The organism is Allobosea sp. P4_H5 (assembly GCF_056400825.1).
Map to the genome: position 1 here is coordinate 282,805 of NZ_JBFUKM010000007.1, position 24,059 is coordinate 306,863.

The window sequence follows — 24,059 nt, forward strand, 5'->3', positions numbered from 1 at the left end:
CCCCGTCTTTCCGGGGCTTCGCACAGCGAAGAGCCCGGAACCCAGAACCGATGCCGATCTCCAGCAAAACGCGGTAGCCGTTAGATTCTCTCGGCCGGGGCATCGTTTCTGGGTTCCGGGCTCAGGCCTGCGGCCTGCCCCGGAATGACGGGGTGGTTCTGCCGCAAATCCGTGCTCTAAGACGACAACCAACCGAAACGACCGAGCCTGCCATGCGCGCCGAAGACGCCCCGCTGATCCGCCTCGAGGATTACCGCCCCTCCGACTGGCTGATCGACACCATCGATCTCGACATCGTCCTCGATCCGACGCGGACCAGGGTGCGCTCCCAGCTGCAGCTGCGGCCGAACCCGGCCGGCCATGCGGGCGCGCCGCTGGTGCTCGATGGCGACGAGCTGACGCCGGATTCCATCCTGCTCGACGAGGTCCCACTCGATCCTTCCCTGTACTCCCTCTCGCCGCAGGGGCTGACAATCCAGGCACCGCCGGCGCGGGCGTTCTCGCTCAGGATCGAGACGACGCTCGACCCCGGCGCCAACACCAAGCTGATGGGGCTCTACCGCTCCAGCGGCGTCTACTGCACGCAATGCGAGGCCGACGGCTTCCGCCGCATCACCTATTTCCTCGACCGGCCGGACGTGATGAGCGTCTACACGGTCCGCCTCGAAGCCGAGAAGGCGCAGGCGCCGGTGCTTCTCTCCAACGGCAACCTCGTCGCTGCGGCCGAACTGCCCGGCGGCGAGCGGCATTTCGCCGTCTGGCACGACCCGCACCCGAAGCCGGCCTATCTGTTCGCGCTGGTCGGCGGCAAGCTCGACCATGTCCGGCAGCCTTACGTCACGGCCGATGGCCACAAGGTCGAGCTCGCCGTCTATGTCGAGCCGGGCAAGGCCGGGCGCGCCGGCTGGGCGCTCGATTCCCTCGTGCGCTGCATGCGCTGGGATGAGCGCGTCTTCGGCCGCAACTACGATCTCGACGTGTTCAATGTCGTCGCCGTCTCCGACTTCAACATGGGCGCGATGGAGAACAAGGGCCTCAACATCTTCAACGACAAATATGTCCTCGCCGACCCGTTGACGGCGAGCGACGGCGACTATGCCTCGATCGAGGCGATCATCGCGCATGAGTACTTCCACAACTGGACCGGCAATCGCATCACCTGCCGCGACTGGTTCCAGCTCTGCCTGAAGGAAGGCCTCACCGTCTTCCGCGACCAGGAATTCTCCTCCGACGAGCGCTCGCGCCCGGTGAAGCGCATCGCCGATGTGCGCACCTTGCGCTCGACGCAGTTCTCCGAGGATGTCGGCCCGCTCGCCCATCCGGTCAGGCCGCGCGCCTACAAGGAGATCAACAACTTCTATACGCCAACAGTCTACGAGAAGGGCGCGGAGCTGATCCGCATGCTCAAGGTGCTGATCGGCGAGGACGCCTTTACCCGCGGCATGGATCTCTATTTCGAGCGCTGCGACGGCACGGCCGCGACGATCGAGGAATTCCTCGACTGCTTCGTCGAGGCCTCCGGCCAGGACCTCGCCCATTTCGCCGGATGGTACGAGCAGGCGGGCACGCCGACCGTGGTCGCCTCCGGCAAATACGATGCCCAGGCGAAGAGCTATACGCTGCAGCTGGCGCAATCGACGCCGGCGACGCCTGGCCAATCCGAGAAGAAGCCGGTGGTCATCCCCGTCGCACTCGGCCTCGTCGGCAAAGGCGGCGACCTGCCGCTGACCAGCATCTCGCCGGCGCTGAAGGCCGGCGGCGTGGTGGTGCTCGACCAGCCCTCGCTGTCCGTGACCTTCACCGACCTGCCGGAAGCGCCGACGCCGTCACTGCTGCGCGGTTTCTCGGCGCCGGTCCGGCTCGAACTCGATCTCGGCGACGGCGAGCTGCTGCGGCTGTTCAGCGCCGACAGCGATTCCTTCAACCGCTGGCAGGCGCTGCAGACGGTCGCGACACGGGCGCTGGTGCGTGCCGGCAAGGGCGATCAGTCGACGCTGGATACGACCGCGACGGCGCTCGCCAAGGCGCTCTCCGGCTTCCTCGCCGGCCCGGCACTGGCCGACCCAGCCTTCGCCGCGCAGGTGCTGCGCTTGCCCGCCCCGGCCGACATCGCCCGCGAGATCGGCCGTGATGTCGACCCGGATGTCGTGCATGGCGCCCATCGCCGGCTTTCCGCTGCGATCGGCGCCGCGGTTGCGAACCAGCTCGCGGCCCTGCGCCAAGACCTCGCCGAACGAGGCCCCTATTCGCCGGCGGCGGAGCCGGCCGGGCGACGCGCCCTGCGCAACGAAGCGCTCGGCCTGATCGCGCTCGGCGCTCCAGCCGAGGGCGCGCGGCTTTCGCTGGCCCAATTCGCCGAAGCCGACAACCTGACCGACCGTCTCGCGGCGCTCGCGGCGATGACGCTGATCCCGGGCGCCGAGCGCGAGGAGCTGATTGCCCGCTTCGGCGAACTCTATGCCCGCGAGCCGCTGGTGCTCGACAAATGGCTGATGGCGCAGGCGCTGATCGCCGAAGACGGCACGCTCGCCCGCGTGAAGGGGCTGATGAACCACGCAGCCTTCTCGCTCGGAAATCCGAACCGGGTGCGCGGCCTGATCGGCGGCTTCGCGGCGAACCTGACGCAATTCAACCGCGCCGATGGCGAGGGCTACGCTTTCGTCGCCGACATCGTCATCGCGCTCGACCGGACCAACCCGCAGGTCGCCTCGCGCCTGCTCGGTTCCTTCAAGAGCTGGCGCATGCTGGAGGCGGGCCGCCGGACAAAGGCGGAGGCGGCGCTGCGCATGGTTGGGGCGACGCCCAACCTGTCGCGCGATGTCTCCGATATCGCCGCTCGCTCGCTGGGTTGAAGGGATGGCCTCGGAGGGCTTCTGTGCCTCCTTTCGAGGCCCCGACACCCTCGCCAGAATCGCGCGTTAACCGGCCACGCCAGCAAAGGTTAACGAAGTCCTGCGCGCGCAGGATTCAACCGATTCGCCACCACAACCAGCGCGCGCAAAACAACGAGCAGGACGTAGTTTCCGCTAGACAAAGCGAGTCCCGCGGATTCAACTGACTGTGATTCGGGGATGCGGCACGTCTCTCGATCTTACTGTCGGTACATCGCTTCCGAAGGGGGACGGGCATGACGCGTGCAGACGCGGCTTGCGCACACGTGCGCGCAAATTCAGTTCTGGGCGTAGCACGATCCCTGACGCATCCGCTCTATCAGCGCTTCGAGCAGCTGGAACCGATCTTCCGGAAAGTCATTCCGACGCTTGTCGCCGGCTTTGTCCTGCTCCTCGCCCTGGGCGCCTACGTCCAGACCTCGGCGCTGCGTGATGATGCGCTCGACGATGCCGCAATCGACCTAGAAGCACTCGCCGCGTTGCTTGTGCGCGAACTCGATCTAGCCTCGAAAGACGACAAGCGCCCTGACAGCGTCCTCGCCCCCCTGTCGACCAAGCATATCGCCGGCCGCGGCCGCGTCGTCTATGTCAGCGACGCTGGCGGCCGGCTGGTCGCCGGCGAGCCGGCGATCGGCGCAAGCGAGCGCAGCCTGGTCGACGTGCTCGGCCCCGGGCAGGCATTGACCGTCTTCGCCGACCGCGCCGGCGTGATGCCGATCACGCTGCCCGGCGGGATCGAGACACTCGCCACCGTGCGCAACCTTGCCGCCCCGCTCGGCCAGGTCGCGGTGCTCCATCCGGTGAAGCGCGCGCTCTCGGTCTGGGACGAGCGCCGGCGCTCCATCCTCGTCCTGTTCGGCTCGGCCGCGATCGTGCTCGCCGGCATCACCGCCGCCTTCGTGCTGCAATCGCGCCGCGCCCGCGCCGCCGACGAGGATTGCGACTGCGTGCGCGACCGCATCGACACCGCGCTGAGCCGCGGCCATTGCGGCCTGTGGGACTGGGACCTCGCCAAGGGCCGGATGTACTGGTCGGATTCGATGTACGCCATGCTCGGCTATGACCGCGCCGGCGAGTTCATGTCCTTCGGCGAGGTCAATGCCTTCATCCACCCCGAGGATGCCGACCTCTATGGCCTGGCCGATGCGGTCAGCCGCGGCGAGACCGATCATCTCGACCAGGAATTCCGCGTCCGCAACGCCTCGGGCGAATGGGTCTGGCTCAAGGCGCGAGCCGAACTCGTCACCGATCGCCGCACCCATGCCCAGCACCTCGTCGGCATCGTCGTCGACATCTCCGAGCAGCGCCGCATGGCTGCCCGCACCGCCACCGCCGACGCCCGCCTGCGTGACGCGGTCGAGGCGATCTCGGAAGCCTTCGTGCTCTGGGATGCCGAGCAGAAGCTCGTGCTCTGCAACGCCAAATACCAGCAGCTGCACATGCTGTCGCCGGAGCTGATGCGCACCGGCACGACCTATGAGCAGATCATGAGCCACAGCGCCCAGCCGAGCATCGACCGCGAGCCGGTCCGCAGCGTGCGCGCCGGCTCCGGCAGCCATTCCTACGAGGCGAAGCTCTCGGACGGGCGCTGGCTGCAAATCAACGGCCGCCGCACCAAGGATGGCGGCTCGGTCTCGGTCGGCACCGACATCACCATGCTGAAGCAGCAGGAGGAGCGCCTGACCCGCTCCGAGCACGAGCTGCTCAAGACCGTCACCGACGTCAAGGCCTCGCGCCAGAAGCTCGAAGCGCAGGCGCAACAACTCGCCGAACTGGCCGAGCTCTATCTGGAGCAAAAGGCCGCCGCCGAAAGCGCCAACCGCGCCAAGTCCGAATTCCTCGCCAATATGAGCCATGAGCTGCGCACGCCGCTCAATGCCATCCTCGGCTTCTCCGAGATCATGGATGACGGGCTGTTCGGCCCGCTGGGTTCCGAGCGCTATGTCGAATATGTCCGCGACATCCGCTCCAGCGGCGGCTACCTCCTCGCCGTGATCAATGACATCCTGAACATGGCCCGGATCGAGGCCGGCAAGATCGAGCTCGAGAAGACCGAAATCGCACTGGACCTCGTGGTCGGCGAGGCGATCGGCTGCCACCGCGAGGAGATCACGCGCAAACGGCTCTCCCTCACCAGCGATCTCGGCAGCGATATGCGCCTCGAGGCCGATGCGCACGCCCTCTTCCAGATCGTCGGCAACCTCGTCGACAACGCCATCAAGTTCACGCCCGAGGGCGGCCGGATCGCGGTCCGGGTCAAGCCGGCGCCCGACGCGCTCAACCTCTATGTCGAGGACAGCGGCATCGGCATCCCGCGCGAGAAGCTCGGCCGGATCGGGCGCCCGTTCGAGCAGGTCGAGGGCGATCTCATCCGCAGCCATGGCGGCTCCGGCCTCGGCCTTGCCATCGCGCGCTCGCTGGCGGAACTGCATGGCGGCTCGCTGCGTGTCCGCTCGATCATGGGCTCGGGCACGATCGTGATGGTCCACCTGCCGTTGAAGGGCCCGGCGAACGCGGAGCTGGAACAGGCGGCCTGAGGAGAGCGTCCCGCGCTCAGGCCTTCTGCGCCGCGCCCAATATCTGCTTGAACAGGCCACGGACCATCGCCCGGCGCTCGTCGAGCTCCGCCTTCAGCACCTTGGCATCCGGCAGGCCGACCGCCGTCGCGATCCGGCGCAGGACGCGCTCCGGCACCGCCTTGGGGTCGAAGTCCTCTTCCACCGCGAAACGCTGCCAGAGCTGCACGTCGCCGATGAAGCGCGCCGCAGCCGCGAGCCGCTCCGCCTCCCCCGCGGCGATGACGCCGGTGTCGCGCGCCGCCGCGAAGACCCCCGAGGTCGTGCGGGCGAGGAGCTGCGGATGGTCGTGGCCGTAGGCGAGCACCAGGAACTGGGCCAGGAAGTCGAGATCGGTCAGCCCGCCGGCGGCGAGCTTCAGATCCCAGGCATTGCCCTCGCCTTTCTCCTTGGCGATCAGCGCCCGCATCTCAGCGACGGCGGCAGCGACCTTGGCCGGCTGGCGCTTGCGCAACAGGATCTCGCGGATCGCGGCTTCGACCTTTTCCCGCAAGCCGGCATCGCCGGCGACGACGCGGGCGCGGGTCAGCGCCATCTCCTCCCAGATTTCAGCTTCGCCCTGATGATAGGCGGTAAAGCCGCCGAACTGCGTCGCCGCGGGGCTCTTGTTGCCAGCGGGCCGCAAACGCATGTCGACCTGGTAGAGCGTGCCACGCCGCGTCGGCACGGTCAGCGCCGCGACGAAGCGCTGGGTGAAGCGGACATGCCACGTCACCGGATCGAGCGGACGCTTGCCATCGCTGGCCTCGGCCTCCTCCGGCCGGTCGTAGAGCAGCATCAGGTCGAGATCGGATGATGGGGTGAGCTCGCCGGCACCAAGACGTCCCATGCCGAGCACGACGGCTTCCGCCCCCGCCACGAGGCCATGGTCGTCGGCGAAGGCGGCGCGGGTATCGTCGAAGGCGACGCGGATGCTGGCGGCGGCGGCTGCGGCATAGCCCTGCGCCGCCTGTTCGGCATTGATCACGCCGGAGAGCAGCCGGGCTCCGACCAGAAAATTCTCCTGCCGGGCGGCGTCGCGCATGCGGTCGAGCCCGTCCTCGACGCTGGGAGGCGGCGTGCCGACCACGGCGCGCACGCGCTGCGCCACCCGCTCGGCATCGTGCCGGGGGGCGCTGAAAGCGGGGTCGATCACCGCGTCGAGCACATGCGGATAGAGCGCCGCGACCTTGGCAAGACGCGGAGCGCTGCCGAGGATCTCGGCGAAGAGCTGCAGCAGGGCTTCATGCGAGCGCAGCAGGGTCAAAAGCTCGACCGCCGCCGGCATGCGCACGAAGGCGTTGTCGAGATGGGCGAGCGCGCCATCCGGGTCGGTGGTGCGGCCGAGCGCGACGAGCAGCGCCGGCGTCAGCTCGGTCAGCACCTCGCGGGCGCGGGCGCTGGTGACGGCGGCGCGGCGGCCGAAATGCCAGCCGCGCACCGTCTCGGCTGCGGTCGCGGGCTGGCGGAAGCCGAGCTTGCCCAATGTCGCCAGCGTCTCGGGATCGTTCTCGGTGCCGGTAAAGGAGAGCGAGCCGGCTTCGCTGGCGAGGCTGGGCGCGTCCTCGAACAGCAGGGCGTAATGGCCCTCGACGCGCCTGGCATGCGCCTCCAGATCCTTGCCGAAGGCCTTGGCCGAGGGGTAGCCGCAGAACCGCGCGAAGGCGTCGAGATCGGCAGCGTCCGTCGGCAGGGTCTGCGTCTGCTCGTCATGGCGCATCTGCAGCCGGTGCTCGATGGTGCGCAGCCAGCAATAGGACTCCGTCAGCTCGTCGCGCGCCTGCGGGCTGATCCAGTTCTCCTTGGTGAGCTCGCCCAGCATCTCGAGCGTGCGCGGCCCGCGCAGCGCTGGACGCCTGCCGCCGAAGACGAGCTGCTGGGTCTGGACGAAGAACTCGATCTCGCGGATGCCGCCGCGGCCGAGCTTGACGTTGTGACCGGGCAGGCTGAGCGTCTCGAAACCCTTCACCGACTGGATCTGTCGCTTCATCGCATGGATGTCGGCGATGGCGGCGAAGTCGAAATATTTGCGCCAGATGAAGGGGGCGAGATCGGCGATGAAGCGGCGGCCGAGGTCGAGGTCGCCGGCGACCGGCCGCGCCTTGATCATTGCGGCGCGTTCCCAGTTCTGGCCGACCGTCTCGTAATAGGCATAAGCCGTCGGCAGGGCGACGGCGACATGGGTCGAGCCGGGATCGGGCCGCAGGCGCAGATCGACCCGGAAGACATATCCGTCCGGCGTGCGCTCCTGGATGATGCGGGCGATCTGCTGGGTGAGCTTGACGAAGAAGCTGGTGGGCTCGCCGACGCCGGCCGCCTCGGCCATCTCCGGATCGAAGAAGACGACGATGTCGATGTCGGAGGAGTAGTTCAGCTCGCCGGCGCCATGCTTGCCGAGCGCCAGCACGACGAGGCCCGAACCCTTGCCGGGCTCGGCGGCGTCGGCAAGCTCGATCCGGCCGAGGCCGGCGGCCTGGTGCAGCGCATGCTCGCTGGCGAGCTTCACCGCCATGTCGGCGGTGGCGCTGAGGGCCGCTGTCACTGTCTCGACCGGCCAGGCGCCGCCGATATCGGCGAGCGCGATCAACAGCGCCATCGCCTGGCGGAAGCGGCGCAATTCGCGCATCAGGTCGGCGGTCGCGGTCTCCGGTGTGGCGAAGGCGGCGATGTCGGCGAGCAGCGCATCGCGGCGCTCCTCCGGAGCGACTGTCAGCGAGGCGAACAGCCCCTCCGGATCGCGCCGCATGATCTGGGTGAGGAAGGGCGAATGGGCGAGGATGCCAGCGACCAGAGCGGCCGAGGCTTCATTGCCCGTCAGATGCGCGACGAGCCGCTCGCCGGCATCGGCATCGAACAGGCGCTCGATCAGCTCCTCGCGCCAGAGCGCCTCGACCTTGCCGCGGGCCGGCAGGACGGGCGCCGCCTTCAGGCGTTCGCATAAGGGCTCGCCCACACTGACCTCCGCGTCGACTGGCTGAGCGAGCCTTAGCCCTTCGTCAAGCCGACTGGAACCCTGCCCCATCCGGTTGCGATGTCGAGCCTGCAGGCGCCTCCACCGCAGGCCTGTCCACAGGAGGCGCGGCAGGCAGCGACATCACGACATCGAGCCCGGGCGCGTTGTCCGACAGGCGGATCGCACCGCCATGCAGATGCGCGACGGCAGACGCCAAGGCGAGGCCGAGCCCGAAGCCCGGCTTGCTGCGGCTCTGGTCGAGCCTGACAAAACGCTCCAGCACGCGGCCGCGATCGGCCTCGGGGATACCGGCGCCGTGATCGGCGACACCGAGCTCGACCATGTCGCCGACACACCGCGCCGTCACCACGACCGTCGCCGGCGCATCGCCCTCCGGCTTGCCGTATTTCAGCGCATTGTCGATCAGATTGGCGAGTGTCTGGCCGATCAGCTCGCGATTGCCGGTGAGCGACAGGCCGGGCTCGACGGAAGCCGACAGAGTGAGGCCTGCCTCCTCCGCCAGCGGCTCGTAGAGCTCGGAGAGCCCGTCGACGATCTCGGCGAGGTCGAGCGGCGCCATGCTGTCGCTGATCTGGCGGGTTTCGAGCCGGGCGATCATCAGCAGCGCGTTGAAGACGCGGATCAACCCGTCCGCCTCCTCGATCGCGCCGTCGAGCGCGCTGCGCAACTGCTCGGGCGACTGCGCCGTGCGCAGCGCCTCCTCGGCACGGTTGCGCAGGCGGGTCAGCGGCGTCTTGAGGTCGTGGGCGATATTGTCCGAGACCTGCTGCATGCCGCTCATCAGCTCTCCGATACGGTCGAGCATGGCGTTGAGGTTTCCGGCCAGCCGGTCGAGTTCGTCGCCGGTGCCGGCGATCGCAAGCCGGCCCTTGAGGTCGCCGGCCATGATCGAGCGGGCGGTGTCGTTCATGCCGTCGATGCGCTTCAGCACCCGCCGCGCCACGAACCAGCCGGCGAAGCAGCCGAGCACGACGACGAGCAGGACCGACCAGGCTGCGGCGCGCTTGATCACGACGCGCAGCCGCTCGCGCTCCTCGACATCGCGCCCGACCAGCAGGCGAAAGCCGGCCGGTAGCATGAAGACACGGACGATGGCGTGGTTGGTCTGGTCCAGCGTTTCGGAGGAGCGAGCGTATTCGATCTCGCTCTCGCCCTGGCGGTCGAGCGTGCCTGGCGGCAAGGCCTCGATGTTGCCGGCGATGCGCTCGCCCAGCGGGGTGGTGACGAGATAGAGCGAGGCGCCTGGTCCGCGCGAGCGCCGCTCGATGACCTGGACGAGCCGCCTGATGCCGCCGAGACGCTGCTGCTCGGCCAGTCCCTGGATCTCTGCATCGATGGTCGAGCGGATCTGGTCGTCGAGCAGGTTCTTGGCGTTCCAGGCGACATAGCCCAGCACGAAGATGGCAAAGATCGCGAAGACGACGAGATAGATCGCCGTCAGCTTGAAGGCGGTCGTGCGGACAAGATGCGGCAGGAAGCGCAGGCGGCCGGCCGGCTGCTGCCCCTCGGCCGCCCGGCCATCAGCGAGCTGTGTCACGGACCATGTATCCCGCGCCGCGGATGGTATGGATCATCGGATGCTCGAAGCCCTTGTCGACCTTGGCGCGCAGGCGCGAGACATGGACGTCGATGACGTTGGTCTGCGGGTCGAAGTGATAGTCCCAGACGTTCTCGAGCAGCATGGTGCGGGTCACTACCTGGCCGGCATGCTTCATCAGATATTCGAGCAGGCGAAACTCGCGCGGCTGCAGCACGATCTCCTCGCCGGCGCGGGTGACGCGGTGCGCCAGCCGGTCGAGCAGCAGATCGCCGACGCGATAGGTGGTCGGCTCGGAGGCTGGAGCGCCGCGGCGGCGCGAGAGCACCTCGACCCGGGCGAGCAACTCGGAAAAGGCATAGGGCTTGGGGAGATAATCGTCGCCGCCGGCGCGCAGGCCTTTCACCCGGTCGTCGACCTGGGCGAGTGCGGACAGGATCAGCACCGGCGTGGTCTCGCCCTGCTCGCGCAGGGAGCGGATCACCGAAAGCCCGTCCATGCGCGGGAGCATGCGGTCGACCACGAGCACGTCATAGCCGCCGCCCTGCGCCATGGCATAGCCCTCGAGCCCGTCCGGGGCGTGGTCGGCGACATGGCCGGCCTCGCGAAAGGCCTTGACCAGATAGGCTGCCGCTTCGGCGTCGTCTTCAACGATCAGGAGTCGCATGACGGCACGCTACCTCATCAAAACGAAAAGCGGCAGGTCGGAGGTGACGATCCGACCTGCCGCCGTGACGGCTGGTATTCCCGGCAGGGGGCGACGTGACAGCCGGGAGAAACCATCCGCCCGGAACATGCTCTTGCAAGGTGGACTGACGCTACGCGCCCGAGCATGCCCCGATCTGGATAGGCCCGGTCAGGCCGCCGGCTGGCGACCGACCTCGAACGAGACCTCGCGCTCCTTGCCGTCGCGCCAGATCGTCAGGCTGGTCTTGGCGCCCGGCGCGAAGGTCGCGATCTTCTTCGACAGCTCGCGCGCATCGGCGATCTTCTCGCCATTGACCGCGAGGATGGTGTCGCCGCGCCTCAGGCCGGCCTTGGCGGCCGGACCATTGGCCTGCGCCTCGGCGATCAGTGCGCCCTTGGCATCCTTCAGGCCGATCGCGTCGGCGACTTCGGCGGTGACCGGCTGGATCTGCACGCCGATGAAGCCGCGGGCGACCGAGCCGTGCTCCTTGAGCTGCTCGACGACGCTCTGGACCGTGGCGGCGGGGATCGCGAAGGCGATGCCGACATTGCCGCCTGAAGGCGAGTAGATCGCGGTGTTGACGCCGATGACCTCACCCTTCTGATTGAAGGTCGGGCCGCCGGAATTGCCGCGGTTCACCGCCGCATCGATCTGCAGGAAGTCGTCATAGGGACCGGAGCCGATGTCGCGCCCCTGGGCCGAGACAATGCCTGCCGTCACAGTACCACCGAGGCCGAACGGATTGCCGACCGCCAGCACCCACTCGCCAATGCGCGGCTTGCCGGAAGCGAGCTGGACGAACGGGTAGTTGCCGGACTCGTTGACCTTGAGCAGCGCGAGATCGGTGCGCGGATCGGTGCCGATCACCTTGGCCGAGAGCGTCTTGCCGGCGTCGGTGACGAGCTGGACCTCGGTCGCGTTGGCGACGACGTGGTTGTTGGTGACGACATAGCCGTCCTGGCTGATGAAGAAGCCCGAGCCCTGCGAAAGCTGCACGCGCGGCTGTTGCTGCTGCGGCCCGCGCGGGCCCATGCCCTCTTCGCCGAAGCGGCGGAGGAAGCGCTCGAGCGGATGGCCGGGGGGCAGGCCCTCGACACCAGCCGGACCGCTCTCCTCGTTGTCGGCGGTGGCAACGACCTTGGCCTTGACGCGAACGGAGACGACAGCGGGCTTAACCCGATCGACGACATCGGCGAAGGCCGGCAGCTGCGTCTGCTGCAGGCCGGAGAGCTGCACAGGCTGCGCATTGGCGGCGCCATGGGTATTGAGGAAATTGTCGGCGAGGCCGGCCATCAGGCCGATGCTCAGCGTCGCGGCGCCGGCAACGATCGCGCCGCGCTTCAGGATCGAGCGGGCGGTGGCCGGCGAGCGGGTCGTGGTGTCGGGGGTGTTGTTCTCTTGGGCGGTCATGGATCTCACCTCGATGCGGGAGGCAGGGCCTTCCCTGCTTCGTGAGATGGACCATGACGGGCGGCGCCTTACCTGGATTTCGCCCGACGATGACAGTTTCGTAAGGTTGGCGCGTCGTCAGCCGCGGTCCTCGCGCAGGAGATCATCGAGCCGGCGCTGCTCCTCCGCCGTCAGCGTGACACCAGCCGGTGCCGCAGCGCGATTGCGGCGACGCCACAAAAAGACAGCGCCAAACAGCACGATCAGGAAAGGCGCGGCCCAGAGCGCGATCGTGCGCGCGTTCATCGGCGGGCGCAGCAGGACGAAATCGCCATAACGCGCCACGATGAAATCGATCACGGCCCTGTCGCTGTCGCCGGCGGTGAGCCGCTCGCGCACCAGGACACGCAGATCCTTGGCGAGCGGCGCGTCGGAATCGTCGATGGACTGGTTCTGGCAGACCAGGCAGCGCAGGCCTGAGGAAATCCCCCGCGCGCGCTGCTCCAACACCGGGTTCTTCAGCACCTCGTCCGGTTGCACGGCGATGGCCGGCGCCGAGAGGGCCAGCACCCCGACGAGGAGGAGCGGAAGCTTGCGCATCGAGCTCACTCGGCCGGCTGCGGAAGCGCGGACGGTGCCGCCACACGCCGCGGCGCAGCCAACCGAAAGCGCCGATCGGTCAGCGAAAGCGCTCCGCCCGCCGCCATCACCAGAGCGCCGATCCAGATCAGCAGGATCAGCGGCTTGTCGTGCAGCTTGACCGCAATGGCGCCGCTGGCTTCGGGCTCGCCCAGGCTGATATAGGCCTGCCCAAGCCCCACGGTACGGATGCCGGCCTCGGTGGTCGGCATGGCGCGAGCGGTGTAGATGCGCTTCATCGCCTCCACCGGTTTCAGCTCGCGGCCGTCGGCGACGATGCGGAAGCGGGCCGCATCCTCGCGATAATTCGGGCCGGTGCGCGGCGTCACCGCCTCCAGCGTCACGGTGTAGCGGCCACTGGTCAGGCTCTCGCCGACCTTGAGCATGCCGATCGACTCGGTGCCCCAGGCCACGGCGGCGATGCCGATCACACTGATGCCGACGCCGGCATGGCCGAGGGCCGTGCCCCAGGCCGAACGCGGCAGGCCCTTCGCCCGCGACAGGATTGCCGATGCGCCGCTGGCGCGGCCGACAACACGTTCGCCAACTTCCCAGAACGCTCCGACGACGAGGAAGACGCCGAGGCCGATGCCGAGCGGCGCCAGCACGGGGCCGCCGCGCACGAAGGCGAAGATCGCCAGCGTGGTGACGACGCCGAGCCCGAAGGCCACCTGGGCGCGCTGGGCGGCGCCGAGCAGATCGCCGCGCTTCCAGGCCAGGGTCTGGCCGATCGGCAACAGTAGCAGGAGGGGCACCAGCAGCGGCACGAAAGTGGCGTTGAAGAAGGGTGGGCCGACCGAGATCTTGTCGCCGGTGACCATCTCCAGCACGAGCGGATAGAGCGTGCCGATAAAGACGGTGGCGCAGGCCGTCGCCAGGAAGAGGTTGTTGACGACGAGCGCACTCTCCCGCGAGACCGGTGCGAACAGGCCGCCTTGCTTCAAGAGCGGCGCGCGCCAGGCGAACAGCGCCAGCGAGCCGCCGATGAAGGCGATCAGGATGCCAAGGATGAAGAGGCCACGCTGCGGGTCGCTGGCGAAGGAGTGCACCGAGGTCAGCACGCCCGAGCGGACGATGAAGGTGCCGAGCAGCGAGAGCGAGAAGGTCAGGATCGCGAGCAGGATCGTCCAGACCTTGAGCGCGTCGCGCTTCTCCATCACCACGGTCGAGTGGATCAGCGCCGTACCGGCGAGCCAGGGCATCAGCGAGGCGTTCTCGACCGGGTCCCAGAACCACCAGCCGCCCCAGCCGAGCTCGTAATAGGCCCAGTAGGAGCCCATGGCGATACCAAGCGTCAGGAAGGTCCAGGCCAGCAAGGTCCAGGGCCGGACGGCGCGGGCCCAGACTGCATCGATCTTGCCCTCGATCAGCGCCGCGACGGCGAAGGCATAGGTGATCGAGAAGCCGACATAGCCGACATAGAGCAGCGGTGGATGGATGGCGAGGCCGAGGTCCTGCAGGATCGGGTTGAGATCCTGCCCCTCCCCCGGTGCTGGGACGAGCCGCCGGAACGGGTTCGAGGTCAGCAGCGTGAAGGCGAGGAAGGCGACGCTGACGCTGCCTTGCGCCGCGAGCGTACCGGCCCGCAGCTTCGGCGGCAGCGAGCGGCGCGACAGCGCGACCAGCGCGCCGAACAGCACGAGGATGAGGACCCAAAGCAGCATCGAGCCCTCATGGTTCCCCCAGACAGAGGTCAATCTATAGATCAGCGGCTGCGTCGAGTGCGAGTTGGCAGCGACGTTCTCGACCGAGAAATCGGACGCCACATAGGACGCCATCAGGCAGCCGAAGGAAATCGCGACCAGCAGGAAGTTGGCGATCGCGGCCGCAGGACCGACCGATGCCAGGGCCGGATCGTTCCGGGCCACGCCCCAGAGAGGCACGATCGTCTGGACGACCGCGACGCCGAGCGCCAATGCCAGGGCAAAATGACCGATCTCGACGAACACAGGCGCGGCCCTATTTCGTGGCCGGCGCTGCGGGCGCGCCGGGCTTGGTTTCGCCGGGCTGCCAATGGCCCTGCTTCTTCAGCGCGTCGGCGACCTCGCGCGGCATATAGGTCTCGTCATGCTTGGCGAGCACGGAATCGGCGCGGAACCGTCCTGGCCCCTCGAGCACGCCTTCGGTGACCACGCCCTGCCCTTCGCGGAAGAGATCGGGCAACAGGCCGGTATAGCTGACCATTGTCCTGGTCTTGCCGTCAGTAACGGCAAAGCTGACGCGCTGGTTGGCACCACGCTCGACCGAGCCGGTCTCGACCAGGCCGCCGAGGCGCAGGCGTGTGCCGGACGTAAGACCCTTCTCGACGATCTCGGTCGGGCCGTAGAAGAAGACGATCGAATCCCGCAGCGCATAGGCGACGAGGCCGGCCGCAAGGCCGAGGACGACGCCGGCCGAGGCGATCACGACGAGGCGACGCTGCTTGCGGGTCAGGCGCTTGCGCGGGGGCGAGGCAGGGATACCAGCCTGGATGGTCATCGAGTGGCCTCCTGCAGGCCGAGTTCGGTGCGCAAGCCGTCGAGAGCGGACGCTGCCGCCTGATCGGAAACCAGGCGCTGGCGCGCTGTGGAGAGCGATCTCTGGGCTGCCTCGCGCTCACCAAGAACCGCCTGCGAGCGGATCAGGCGAGACCAGTCGGCGAGGCTGCCGCCGCCTTCGGCAAGTCGCGCGGCGAGGCCGTCGACCATGCCGCGGATCGCACCCATACGCTCGGCCTCCGGCAGGCTGGCGATCGCGTCGGACGGTGGGGAGGAACGCTCCAGCCCTTCGAGACGAGCCCGGACGGTCGCAGTCCAGGGGGCGTCGGCCGGCGCGTCGGCGAGCAGAGCCTTGAGCGACGTGATCGCGGCCGGCACCTGGCCGTCCTGCTCCTGCGCGATCGCCATGAAGAAGCGAGCCCGCGGATTGGCCGGATCGAGCTTCAGCGCCTCGGCGAGGCTTTCGCGCGCAGCCGCCGTGACGACGCCGCCGGCAGCGAGAATCTGGGCCTCGGCCTGGCCGCCAAGCCGCTCGGTCGTCGCACCATCGTATCGGACAGCATTGACGAAGGCCTTCGCGGCATCCTCGAAGCGGCCCTGGCGGAGATAGACGGGAGCGAGCACGTTCCAGCCCTTGCCGTCGGTGGGGTTGGCGGCGAGATGCGCCTCGATCCGCGCCAGCGCCAGCTCGAAATCCTGTGCCGGATTGCCCTGCATCCGCGCCGCGAGCGGCTGATCCGGAACCGTCGGCGAGCCATAGGCGCCATAGATAAGCAGAGCCAGCAGGGGCACGCAGGACAGCGCGATGGCGGAGGCCGCTCGGCGCCGACGCAGTGCCGGCTCGCTCTCACCGGCGGGAGCGATCTCCGATGCCGTCTCGCGCAAAAGCCTGCGCGCGGCTTCGGCCTTGGCTGCCTCGGCCTCGGCGGCGCCGATCAGCCTGCGGCCGAGATCGCGATCGATCTCGGCGAGCTGGGCGCGGTAAAGCGCGGTCGCTCCGGCCGTGTCGGCGGAGAGGGCCGGCGCCCGGCGGCCGAGCGGCCAGAGCACCGCCATGACCGCAGCCCCCGTCATGGCCGCGAAGATGATCCAGATCAGCATTCGCCGTTCATAGCCGTTCGAAGGTGCCGGTTCATGTCCGAAGATGGCGACAAAGGGTCACGCGGGCAATGCGACGTCAGACCGCCGGCAGGACGAGACGGGCGCGCAGACCGCCAAGCGGCGAACGCTCCAGCGAGAGACCGCCGCCATAAAGCTTGGCAAGATCGACGACAATCGAGAGGCCAAGCCCTGAGCCCGGCGTCGTCTCGTCGAGCCTGCGGCCGCGTTTGAGGACCTCGGCCATCGCCTCGTCGGGCAGGCCTGGCCCGTCATCGTCGATCAGCAGCACGAGGCGTCCTTCCGGGGCCTGCGCTTCCGGTACCAGGCTGACCTGGACTTCGGTACGCGCCCATTTGAAGGCGTTGTCGAGCAGGTTGCCGAGCATCTCCTCGAAATCCTGCTTCTCGCCGCGAAAGCGGACGCTGGCAGGCACACTGTGGCTGCCCTCGATCGCCCTGCCCTGCGCGATCTTCTCGAAGGTGCGGATCAGCGCGTCGAGCGAGGGAGAAATCTCGCAGATGCCGCCAAGCGCACCCGACAAGGCCGCAGCCCGGGCCCGGTCAAGATAATACTGGACCTGGTCGCGCATGATCGCGGTCTGGTGGCGGACCGTCTGGGAGAGGACGCCCTGGCTGGCCTCGGCCTCGTTCTGCATCACGCTGAGCGGCGTCTTGAGGGCGTGGGCGAGATTGCCGACCTGGGTGCGGGCGCGCTCCAGGATCTCGCGATTGGCGTCGATGAGCTGGTTGAGCTCGCCTGCAAGCGGGGCAAGATCGGGCGGATAGCGCCCGGCGATGCGGGTGCTCTCACCGGTTCGCACTGTGCCGACTGCCGAGCGCAAACGCGCCAGCGGACGCAGGCCGAAGCGGACCTGGGCGATCGTCGAGGCGACAAGGGCGAGCCCGAGGAAGAGGAAGGTCAGCGTCAGGGCAAAGCGGAAATCGCGGATATCGCCCTCGATCTCGTCGGCCGGCGCGGCGACCCCGACGGTGAAGCGGCCATCCTCGCCGACATCGATTTCCCGTTCGAGCACGCGCAGACGCCGCTCGTCCGGCCCCGAGATATAGCTCTCGCGCAGGCCGCGTGGATTCGGCTGCAGGTTCTGATCGAGCAGTTTCGGCAATTGCCCGCCGACCAGGGAGCGCGACGTGCGCACGCTCGGGCGCTCGCCGTCGAGCCGGATGATCTGCCAGTACCAGCCGGAGAGCGGCAGGTCGAAGCGTGGCTCGCCGAGATCACCGATCGCCTGGCGCTCGGCCTCGGGCGGCGCGGCGAGGTCGGCGACCAATTCCTTGATGTAGACGCTGAGGCGCTCGTCGAAGCCGCGTTCGGCCGTCCGCCGATAGAAGGTCGTAAGGCCGAAGCCAGCGAGGATCAGCACCAGCGCGCAGCAGATCGCAGCCGAGATGAAGAGCCGCGCGCCAAGCGAGAAGCGCTGCCGCGTGACCGGCATGGCGCCCCTCAGGCTTTCGCGGCAGCGATATAGCCGAGGCCGCGTACGGTCTCGATGACGTCGACGCCGAGCTTCTTGCGCAGGCGGCCGACGAAGACCTCGATCGTGTTGGAATCGCGGTCGAAATCCTGGTCGTAGAGATGCTCGACCAGCTCGGTGCGCGAGACCACGCGGCCCTGATGGTGCATCAGATAGGCGAGCAACCGGTATTCGTGCGAGGTGAGCTTGACCGGGTTGCCGTCGACGACGACGCGGCTGGCGCGGGTGTCGAGGCGAACCGGGCCGCAGATCAGCTCGGCTGTCGCATGGCCGGCCGCACGACGCAGCAGCGCACGAACGCGAGCCAGCAGCTCCTCAATGTGGAAGGGCTTCACGACATAGTCGTCGGCGCCGGCGTCGAAACCGGAGACCTTGTCGCTCCAGCGGTCGCGCGCCGTCAGGATCAGCACCGGCATGGTCTTGCCGGCCCGGCGCCACCCCTGCAGCACGGCGACGCCGTCGACCTTGGGCAAGCCCAGATCGAGAATCACCGCATCATAGGGCTCGGTCTCGCCGAGATAGAGGCCTTCCTCACCGTCGAGCGCCTTGTCGACGGCATAGCCGGCATTCTCCAGCGCATTGACGATCTGGCGGTTGAGGTCCTTGTCGTCCTCGACGACGAGCAGTCGCACGGCGGCTTTTCTCCGATTGGCGGATCAGGAACGGGAAATAGCGGAACTAGCGGATATCCGCCACCTTGCCAGAGGCGCCGTCGAGCGTGACCCGGGCGACGCGGCCGTCGCGCTTCATCGTCGTCACCACATACACGAACTCGTCGCCCTGGCGGCAGAGCCTGATCCGCAGGACTTCGCCAGGCGCGGCCTCGCGGGCATGGCGGGAGGCCACCGCCGGCTGCATGACCTTGCCGTCCGACACCGCTTCACGCGTTTCCTGAGCTGACAGGCAGGCGATCGGCGGCGCCGCATCGACCGGTTCCACCGGCGAGGCAGTCGCAGTCACGAGCGCGAGAAACGCGACATTGGGGTCGAGCAGCATCATCGCCATTGGGCTAGCCCGGCATGCGTGAATGCGCCATGAACATCGGCGTGAGGCTAGCTCAGCGCACGGCGATGTGTCCACGCCGGGAAAGGCCGACACCGGCAACAATGCTGAGTTGCACCAATTCGACGTCCAACACAGCCTGGGCGCTGCCGAAATCGGCGAGCTCCTGCGCCGTTTCGTAGACCACCGCCGGTGCGCTGACGTCGACGATCCTGATGACCTCGCCGCCGGCGCGTATCGTGACGCGATAGCGCTCGATCTCCTCGCCCAGCGGTACCTCGACAGTTTCCCAGGAATCGCCGCCGACGCGGCTGCGCCGAACCCAGCTCAAGGCGATGCCGGACGGCAGGCGCTTGGCGCGCGGGCGCACCGGGGCGAGTGGCCGCAGCGGTGCTGTTCCGACAATGGCGGAGAGCTCGCGCATCGAGGCCGACGCGGCATCGGCATTGGGCGGCCCGATCCGGTAGCGCAGTTGCCGGCCGACATCGTCGAGACTCGTGGTCAGCGCGACCTCCGCGCCGTCGAGAACAACCACGCGCGCTCCGGCTGCCAATGTCCGCGCCGCCGCCGCCTCCGAACCGCCGAGCCCACGCACCATCTGCGACAGCCGGAATGTCCGCGCGCCGATAAGTTCGCCCCGCGCCGCCGTCACGATCTCGACCTGCCCGGCAGGATCGATGAAGGCGAGCGCGTTGGCGCCGGCGAGCGTCTCCTCCGCTGCGACCGAGGCAAGACCCCCGCCACGCAGGCGGACATCGACGAAGGCATGCCAATCGGTCCGCCACAGCGGCCCCGGCCTCAGCGCGCTCAAGGTTTCGCCCATGATCGATGGTGCCGCGACGATGCCGGCCAAGGCGAACGGCATGCCCTCGGTGGCGCGCCAGATCGCGAGCCCGCCGGGCCACGGATCGGCGAAGGCTGCGAGCGATTGCAAGGGCGGCGGCGTGTCCTGCACGACCGGCAGGTCGAGGATCAGCGCATCCGGTCGGCCGGCGATCCGCGGCGTCACCTTCGGCCGGCGTATCTCTGCCGCTCCCGACGCCGCACCGCGATAGATCGCGGGCTCGACCGAGCGCGCATCGGCGCGCCGCGTCGGACCATCACTGATGCGCGTCAGCCGGAACAGGCGCGGCTGGCCGGCCACCTCCAGGGAGACGACGTCGCCCGCCTCGAGGTCGATGCAGCGCGGCGACAGTTCCAATTCGAGCGTTTCGCGGCCGGCCCAGATCTCCTGCAGCCGTTGATCGGCAAGCCGTTGCCCTTCGGCCCGGCGCGTGACCATCGGGAGCTCGACGGCATTTTCCCGCCGCGCCGCCCCGGCAAGGCGGCGCGAGCGCACCGTCGCCTGACGGTAGTCGTTGTTGCCGTCCATATGAACGAGGCGCAACTCGCGCGGCAGTTCGCTCTCCTGTGCCCGGCGCAATTCGAAGGGCTGGCCGTTGCGATCGAGCACGAGGTCATCCGCCGACAACGCCCGCGCAATCGTCGCGGCGCGGCCACGGAAGGCGAGCCTGCCGGACGAGATGACGGCATCGAAGCCGAAGGCCTGCGCCAGCGGCTCGAGCGCCTGGCGCGCGGAGATTGGTCGATCCAGGACATAGCCGTCGATGGCGAGCTCGTCCGGCGCAGGCAGGCCGTAATCGGCCAGGACCGCCCGGACCAGCCGGTCGAGCGTCACGCCCTCCAGTCGGCCGTTGATCCAGTGGCCGGTCTCCTAATTCCCTCCGTCGGCCCAAACCGAGGTCAGATCCGGGAAAGCCGGGAACGGCCTGGCGTCCCAGGTCCAGACGAAGATGTTTGCCGGGTCGACCATGCGCGGGCCGAGCGAAAGCCAGGTCGGGTTGCGCTGCGGATCGAAACCGGGAAGCGCGGGGTCGAAACCCGACAGGATCGCCTCGATACCGCGCGCCTGGACGAGATCGTCACGCGCCTTCGTCGAGAAATGCGGATAGCCGCCATCGATCGATTTCGGGTCGGGAAAGACGTTCGGCGAATTGCCGCCCTTGTCGACGGCTGGCAGGCCGATTTCGGTCAGCCAGATCGGCTTCGAACCGGGCAGCCAGCCGGTCGCACCGATCTCCATGCCGGCGAAACGCTCGACATGCGGGTTCGACCACCAGTTCGGCAGGTCTTTCGGGCGGAATATCCAGTGCTTGCCGAAGGCGCCGTCGGCGATCGGCAGGCGCGTCTGCGCGTAGCGGCCCGACAGGCTGGAATAATACCAGTCATACCCCTCGCCCGAAGTCAGGCGATTGCGCAGATAGTCGACATCGGCAGGGCCGCGAGCGATGGAAAGATCGGCATGATCCGGTGTGTCGCGCCAATCGGAGAGCGGCGCATAATAGTCGATGCCGATCGCGTCGATATGCACGCTTGCCCAGAGCGGATCGAGCGGAAAGCGCACCTCCAGCCCGCCATCGGTCGCATGGGCGCCGTATTCGGTCCAGTCGGCAGCATAGGTCAGCTTGGTCGGCGGCGGCAGGATGGCGCGGACCTCGGCCGCGAGCGCAACCAGACCAGCGACCATCGGATAATGGCCGGGCGCGCCGCGCACCCGCGTCAGCCCGACGAGCTCGGAACCTATGATGAAGCCCTCGACGCCGCCGGCCGCCTTGGCGAGCATCGCCGCGTGCAGCACCGCGCGGCGGAAGCTCCACTCCGCGGGCCGCGCGCAGGCGATCGTATCGCCGTCCAGCGAGAAATCCGCGGCCGTGGCCAAGCCGAGGAAGCTCGCGATCTGCCCGATCGCGATCGGCGTGCCGTCGGGTGACCCGAACTGGCCCGGAGCCGGCGAACAGGAGATCCGGCCACGCCAGGGATAAGGTGGCTGCGAAGCGTTGCCGGTGTGCGGATCGGGCAGCGCATTGCCGGCCGGCACATCCATCATCACGAAGGGATAGAGCACCACTTCAAGTCCGTAGACATGGCGGAGCCGCCGGATCAGGGCGATGACGCTGCCGTCCGAAGGCGTGCCGCCATAGGCCGGCTTGCCGTTCGACTGGCTCACGAGGCGCGCGCTCGTCCGGTCGAGTCCCGCGACCGACCAGGGCATGTCCGGCGTATTCTTGTCGGCGATCTCGACGCGCGGGGCGATGGTGCAATGGTCGGCGCGCAGATCGTCGCCGAACCAGCTGACGACAAGGGAGATGCGCCGCAGGTTCGGGCAGAGCGCCAGCAGATGCGTGATCGCACCATCGATATCGGTGGCGCTGTGCAATTGATGCCGGTTCTCGGCGATGGTGACGCCGGCTTCGGGCTCCTGGTTGACCAGGGTCGGCTGGTAGATGAATTCGCTCGCGCCCGGGATCAGCGTCACCGCCCGGATCATCTGGCCGAGGCCCGGCACCGCGCGCACCACCTCGAAGGAGAATTGCGGCACGCGATTGCCGTAGTCGGCGAGCGGGAAGCGCTCGAACACGACATAGGCCGTACCGCGATAAGCTGGCGCGGCGCCGGCTTCCTTGGCCGCGATCAGCGGATCGAGCTCCTGGTTCTCGAAGCCGCGATGGATGCGCAGCCCCACGGTGTTGAAGTCGATTTCGCGCCCATTGGCCCAGATGCGGCGCACGAAGGCGATCGGCCCCTCGCAGACCGCGACCGCGAGATTGGCGTAGTAGCTGTAAGTGGTCTCATAGGTCTTCTGCGCCTTCTGTCCGCCCTTGCCTCCGGCTTTGGTGCGAGTGACGGTGGTCGTCACCTCCTCCTCGAAGCGCGTCGCCCAGATCAGCTGACCGCCCAGCCTGGCCCGGCCATAGACACGCGGGATCGGCGCGCCCTCAGTCGAGGCGAGGCCGTCGATCTCCTTGAGGCGCGGGCCTTCGACGATGCGCGTGCCGCCGCCACCGCCAAAGAGGCTCTGGTCGAGGCTCGCGCCGGCGATCGCGCCGAGCGAACGGCCGATCATGGCGCCGAACGGGCCGCCGACGGCGGCACCCAATACCGAGCCGGCGACCTGCAGAACGAGCGTGGCCATCAGGCGTCGAGCTCCGGAAAGGCAAAAACATGGCTGAGATGGCGCCGCCACCAGCCGGTGAAGGCGGCTTCGCCGACCGCGGCACCATCATGGGCGTGCAGGATGCGGTCCGGCTCGGTCAGGACGGCGCAATGCGCCGCCGGCAGATGCGCCCGCCAGCGGAAGAGCAGCACGTCGCCGGGACATGCCTCCTCCGGCTTGACCGAGACCAGATGACGTTCCGCAGCCTGTGCCAGCGTCTCGCCCGCGCCCTGCTGCGCCCAATAAGGCGAATAAGGCGGCGTCGGCTCCGGCTCGCCGCCATAGAGATCGCGCCAGACGCCACGCACCAGGCCGAGGCAATCGCAGCCGACGCCGCGGAGCGAGGCCTGGTGGTGATAGGGTGTGCCGAGCCAGCCGCGCGCTGCTGCGATGACACGCCCCCGTGTCGCATCTGCGCCGGTCATCGGAACAGGCTCCCCCCATCGAACGACCCCGCGCCGGGATCGCCTGCCCCGGTGCCGCCGATGATGAAGTCGTTGCCCGGCAGATGCGGGAAACCGCGAAAGTTGACGCCGTTGCCGAACTTGTCACGGCAGGTGGCGAAGCGCTTGTCGCAGCCTGGGAACGCCGTGAAGAGATCACCGACAGCGATCGGGCGCGGTGCGGCCTGCCAAAGCTGCAGGATGACGGCACCGTCGGCATTGCGATGGCTGCGGATCTCCGTGGAAAAGCCAGTGTTCTGACCCGCCTCGAAAACCAGCCGCCCCCCGCTGAAGCGCCCGTCCTGGAAACTGCCGAGGACCGGCGCCGTGATCGTGAGCCGGCCATCGGTGACAGAGACCGTCCCAAGCGCCGGAAGCGCCACGGCGCCGCAACGGGCATCGCCGAGATCGGCGGAGCAGCCCGCGGTGTAGAGCCGGCCGCGCTCCTCGTCGAAAGCCTTGCCGAGACCCCGGACCTCCGCGGTGAAATTGCTGTCGCTGCGTTTCACCTCGCCGACGAAACCGGCCTCCAGCAGGGTGCGCTGGCTTGGATCGGCCCAGTTCACCAGCCAGAGCGCAACGCGGGCGTCGTCATAGAGGCCGCGCGACAGATCCTCTTCGTTGAGGCCGCTTGCTGCGAGGGCCCCGAGCACCTCGCCGCCACTGGTCGCAAAGCCGAGCTCCGAGCTGGCCTCTGCGGCTTCCAGGCCGGCATTGGCGCGAAACAGGATGCTGTCGAAGGAGAGATCGCGATCGTGATCGGTGAAGCCGAGCACTGCGCCGTCGCGGCGCGTCAGGCTCCAACACCGGCAAAGCGTGGTCGCCTCGCCGGCGACATGCGCGGCGAGTCCCGAGGATAATGTCCGCATGGCGAAAC

General features: G+C 68.3%; 15 protein-coding genes and 1 pseudogene. 2 read left to right on the forward strand and 14 right to left on the reverse strand.

Annotation, left to right across the window (positions count from 1 at the left end):
- The first annotated feature begins 212 nt into the window (after nt 1-212).
- Both pepN and AC1DS0_RS16880 read left to right on the forward strand, forming a co-directional pair.
- The gene (gene pepN, locus AC1DS0_RS16875) at nt 213-2,852 is read left to right on the forward strand and encodes an aminopeptidase N (protein ID WP_476815448.1); all 2,640 of its coding nucleotides are present in this window, start codon (nt 213-215) and stop codon (nt 2,850-2,852) included.
- Nucleotides 2,853-3,157: 305 nt separating this feature from the next.
- Nucleotides 3,158-5,428: a PAS domain-containing sensor histidine kinase gene (locus AC1DS0_RS16880; RefSeq protein WP_476815449.1), complete on the forward strand. Its 2,271-nt coding sequence runs from the start codon at nt 3,158-3,160 to the stop codon at nt 5,426-5,428.
- A 16-nt stretch (nt 5,429-5,444) separates the two neighbouring features.
- On the opposite strand, the gene AC1DS0_RS16885 is transcribed toward AC1DS0_RS16880, so the two are convergent.
- From AC1DS0_RS16885 to AC1DS0_RS16950, 14 genes and pseudogenes are all read right to left on the reverse strand, one after another.
- Nucleotides 5,445-8,399, reverse strand: coding sequence for a bifunctional [glutamine synthetase] adenylyltransferase/[glutamine synthetase]-adenylyl-L-tyrosine phosphorylase (locus tag AC1DS0_RS16885; protein ID WP_476815450.1), 2,955 nt, complete (start codon nt 8,397-8,399; stop codon nt 5,445-5,447).
- Between the two features lie 43 nt (nt 8,400-8,442).
- Nucleotides 8,443-9,903, reverse strand: coding sequence for a HAMP domain-containing sensor histidine kinase (locus tag AC1DS0_RS16890; protein WP_476815518.1), 1,461 nt, complete (start codon nt 9,901-9,903; stop codon nt 8,443-8,445).
- Nucleotides 9,904-9,940: 37 nt separating this feature from the next.
- The gene (locus tag AC1DS0_RS16895) at nt 9,941-10,624 is read right to left on the reverse strand and encodes a response regulator transcription factor (protein WP_152017303.1); all 684 of its coding nucleotides are present in this window, start codon (nt 10,622-10,624) and stop codon (nt 9,941-9,943) included.
- A gap of 189 nt (nt 10,625-10,813) precedes the next feature.
- The gene (locus tag AC1DS0_RS16900; protein WP_476815451.1) at nt 10,814-12,055 is read right to left on the reverse strand and encodes a trypsin-like peptidase domain-containing protein; all 1,242 of its coding nucleotides are present in this window, start codon (nt 12,053-12,055) and stop codon (nt 10,814-10,816) included.
- A gap of 117 nt (nt 12,056-12,172) precedes the next feature.
- The gene (locus tag AC1DS0_RS16905) at nt 12,173-12,634 is read right to left on the reverse strand and encodes a cytochrome c-type biogenesis protein (protein ID WP_476815452.1); all 462 of its coding nucleotides are present in this window, start codon (nt 12,632-12,634) and stop codon (nt 12,173-12,175) included.
- Nucleotides 12,635-12,639: 5 nt separating this feature from the next.
- Nucleotides 12,640-14,622, reverse strand: coding sequence for a heme lyase CcmF/NrfE family subunit (locus AC1DS0_RS16910; protein ID WP_476815453.1), 1,983 nt, complete (start codon nt 14,620-14,622; stop codon nt 12,640-12,642).
- A gap of 10 nt (nt 14,623-14,632) precedes the next feature.
- The gene (gene ccmE / locus AC1DS0_RS16915) at nt 14,633-15,106 is read right to left on the reverse strand and encodes a cytochrome c maturation protein CcmE (RefSeq protein WP_476815519.1); all 474 of its coding nucleotides are present in this window, start codon (nt 15,104-15,106) and stop codon (nt 14,633-14,635) included.
- 41 nt (nt 15,107-15,147) lie between these two features.
- Complete coding sequence (ccmI, locus tag AC1DS0_RS16920; RefSeq protein WP_476815454.1) at nt 15,148-16,251, reverse strand: c-type cytochrome biogenesis protein CcmI; 1,104 nt, start codon at nt 16,249-16,251, stop codon at nt 15,148-15,150.
- A 76-nt stretch (nt 16,252-16,327) separates the two neighbouring features.
- Entirely contained in the window at nt 16,328-17,704 is a 1,377-nt protein-coding gene (locus AC1DS0_RS16925; protein WP_476815455.1) for a sensor histidine kinase, read from the reverse strand.
- A gap of 8 nt (nt 17,705-17,712) precedes the next feature.
- Nucleotides 17,713-18,375: a response regulator transcription factor gene (locus AC1DS0_RS16930; protein WP_091830995.1), complete on the reverse strand. Its 663-nt coding sequence runs from the start codon at nt 18,373-18,375 to the stop codon at nt 17,713-17,715.
- A 46-nt stretch (nt 18,376-18,421) separates the two neighbouring features.
- Complete coding sequence (locus AC1DS0_RS16935; RefSeq protein ID WP_152017297.1) at nt 18,422-18,748, reverse strand: PepSY domain-containing protein; 327 nt, start codon at nt 18,746-18,748, stop codon at nt 18,422-18,424.
- Nucleotides 18,749-18,800: 52 nt separating this feature from the next.
- Nucleotides 18,801-22,718 (reverse strand): annotated as a pseudogene (locus AC1DS0_RS16940) (baseplate multidomain protein megatron).
- Nucleotides 22,718-23,164: an NlpC/P60 family protein gene (locus AC1DS0_RS16945; RefSeq protein ID WP_476815456.1), complete on the reverse strand. Its 447-nt coding sequence runs from the start codon at nt 23,162-23,164 to the stop codon at nt 22,718-22,720. Before AC1DS0_RS16945 ends, AC1DS0_RS16940 begins: the two are co-directional and overlap by 1 nt.
- A complete protein-coding gene (locus AC1DS0_RS16950; protein ID WP_476815457.1) occupies nt 23,161-24,051 on the reverse strand; it encodes a DUF2163 domain-containing protein in 891 nt (296 codons plus the stop codon). Before AC1DS0_RS16950 ends, AC1DS0_RS16945 begins: the two co-directional genes overlap by 4 nt.
- Nucleotides 24,052-24,059 lie beyond the last annotated feature (8 nt).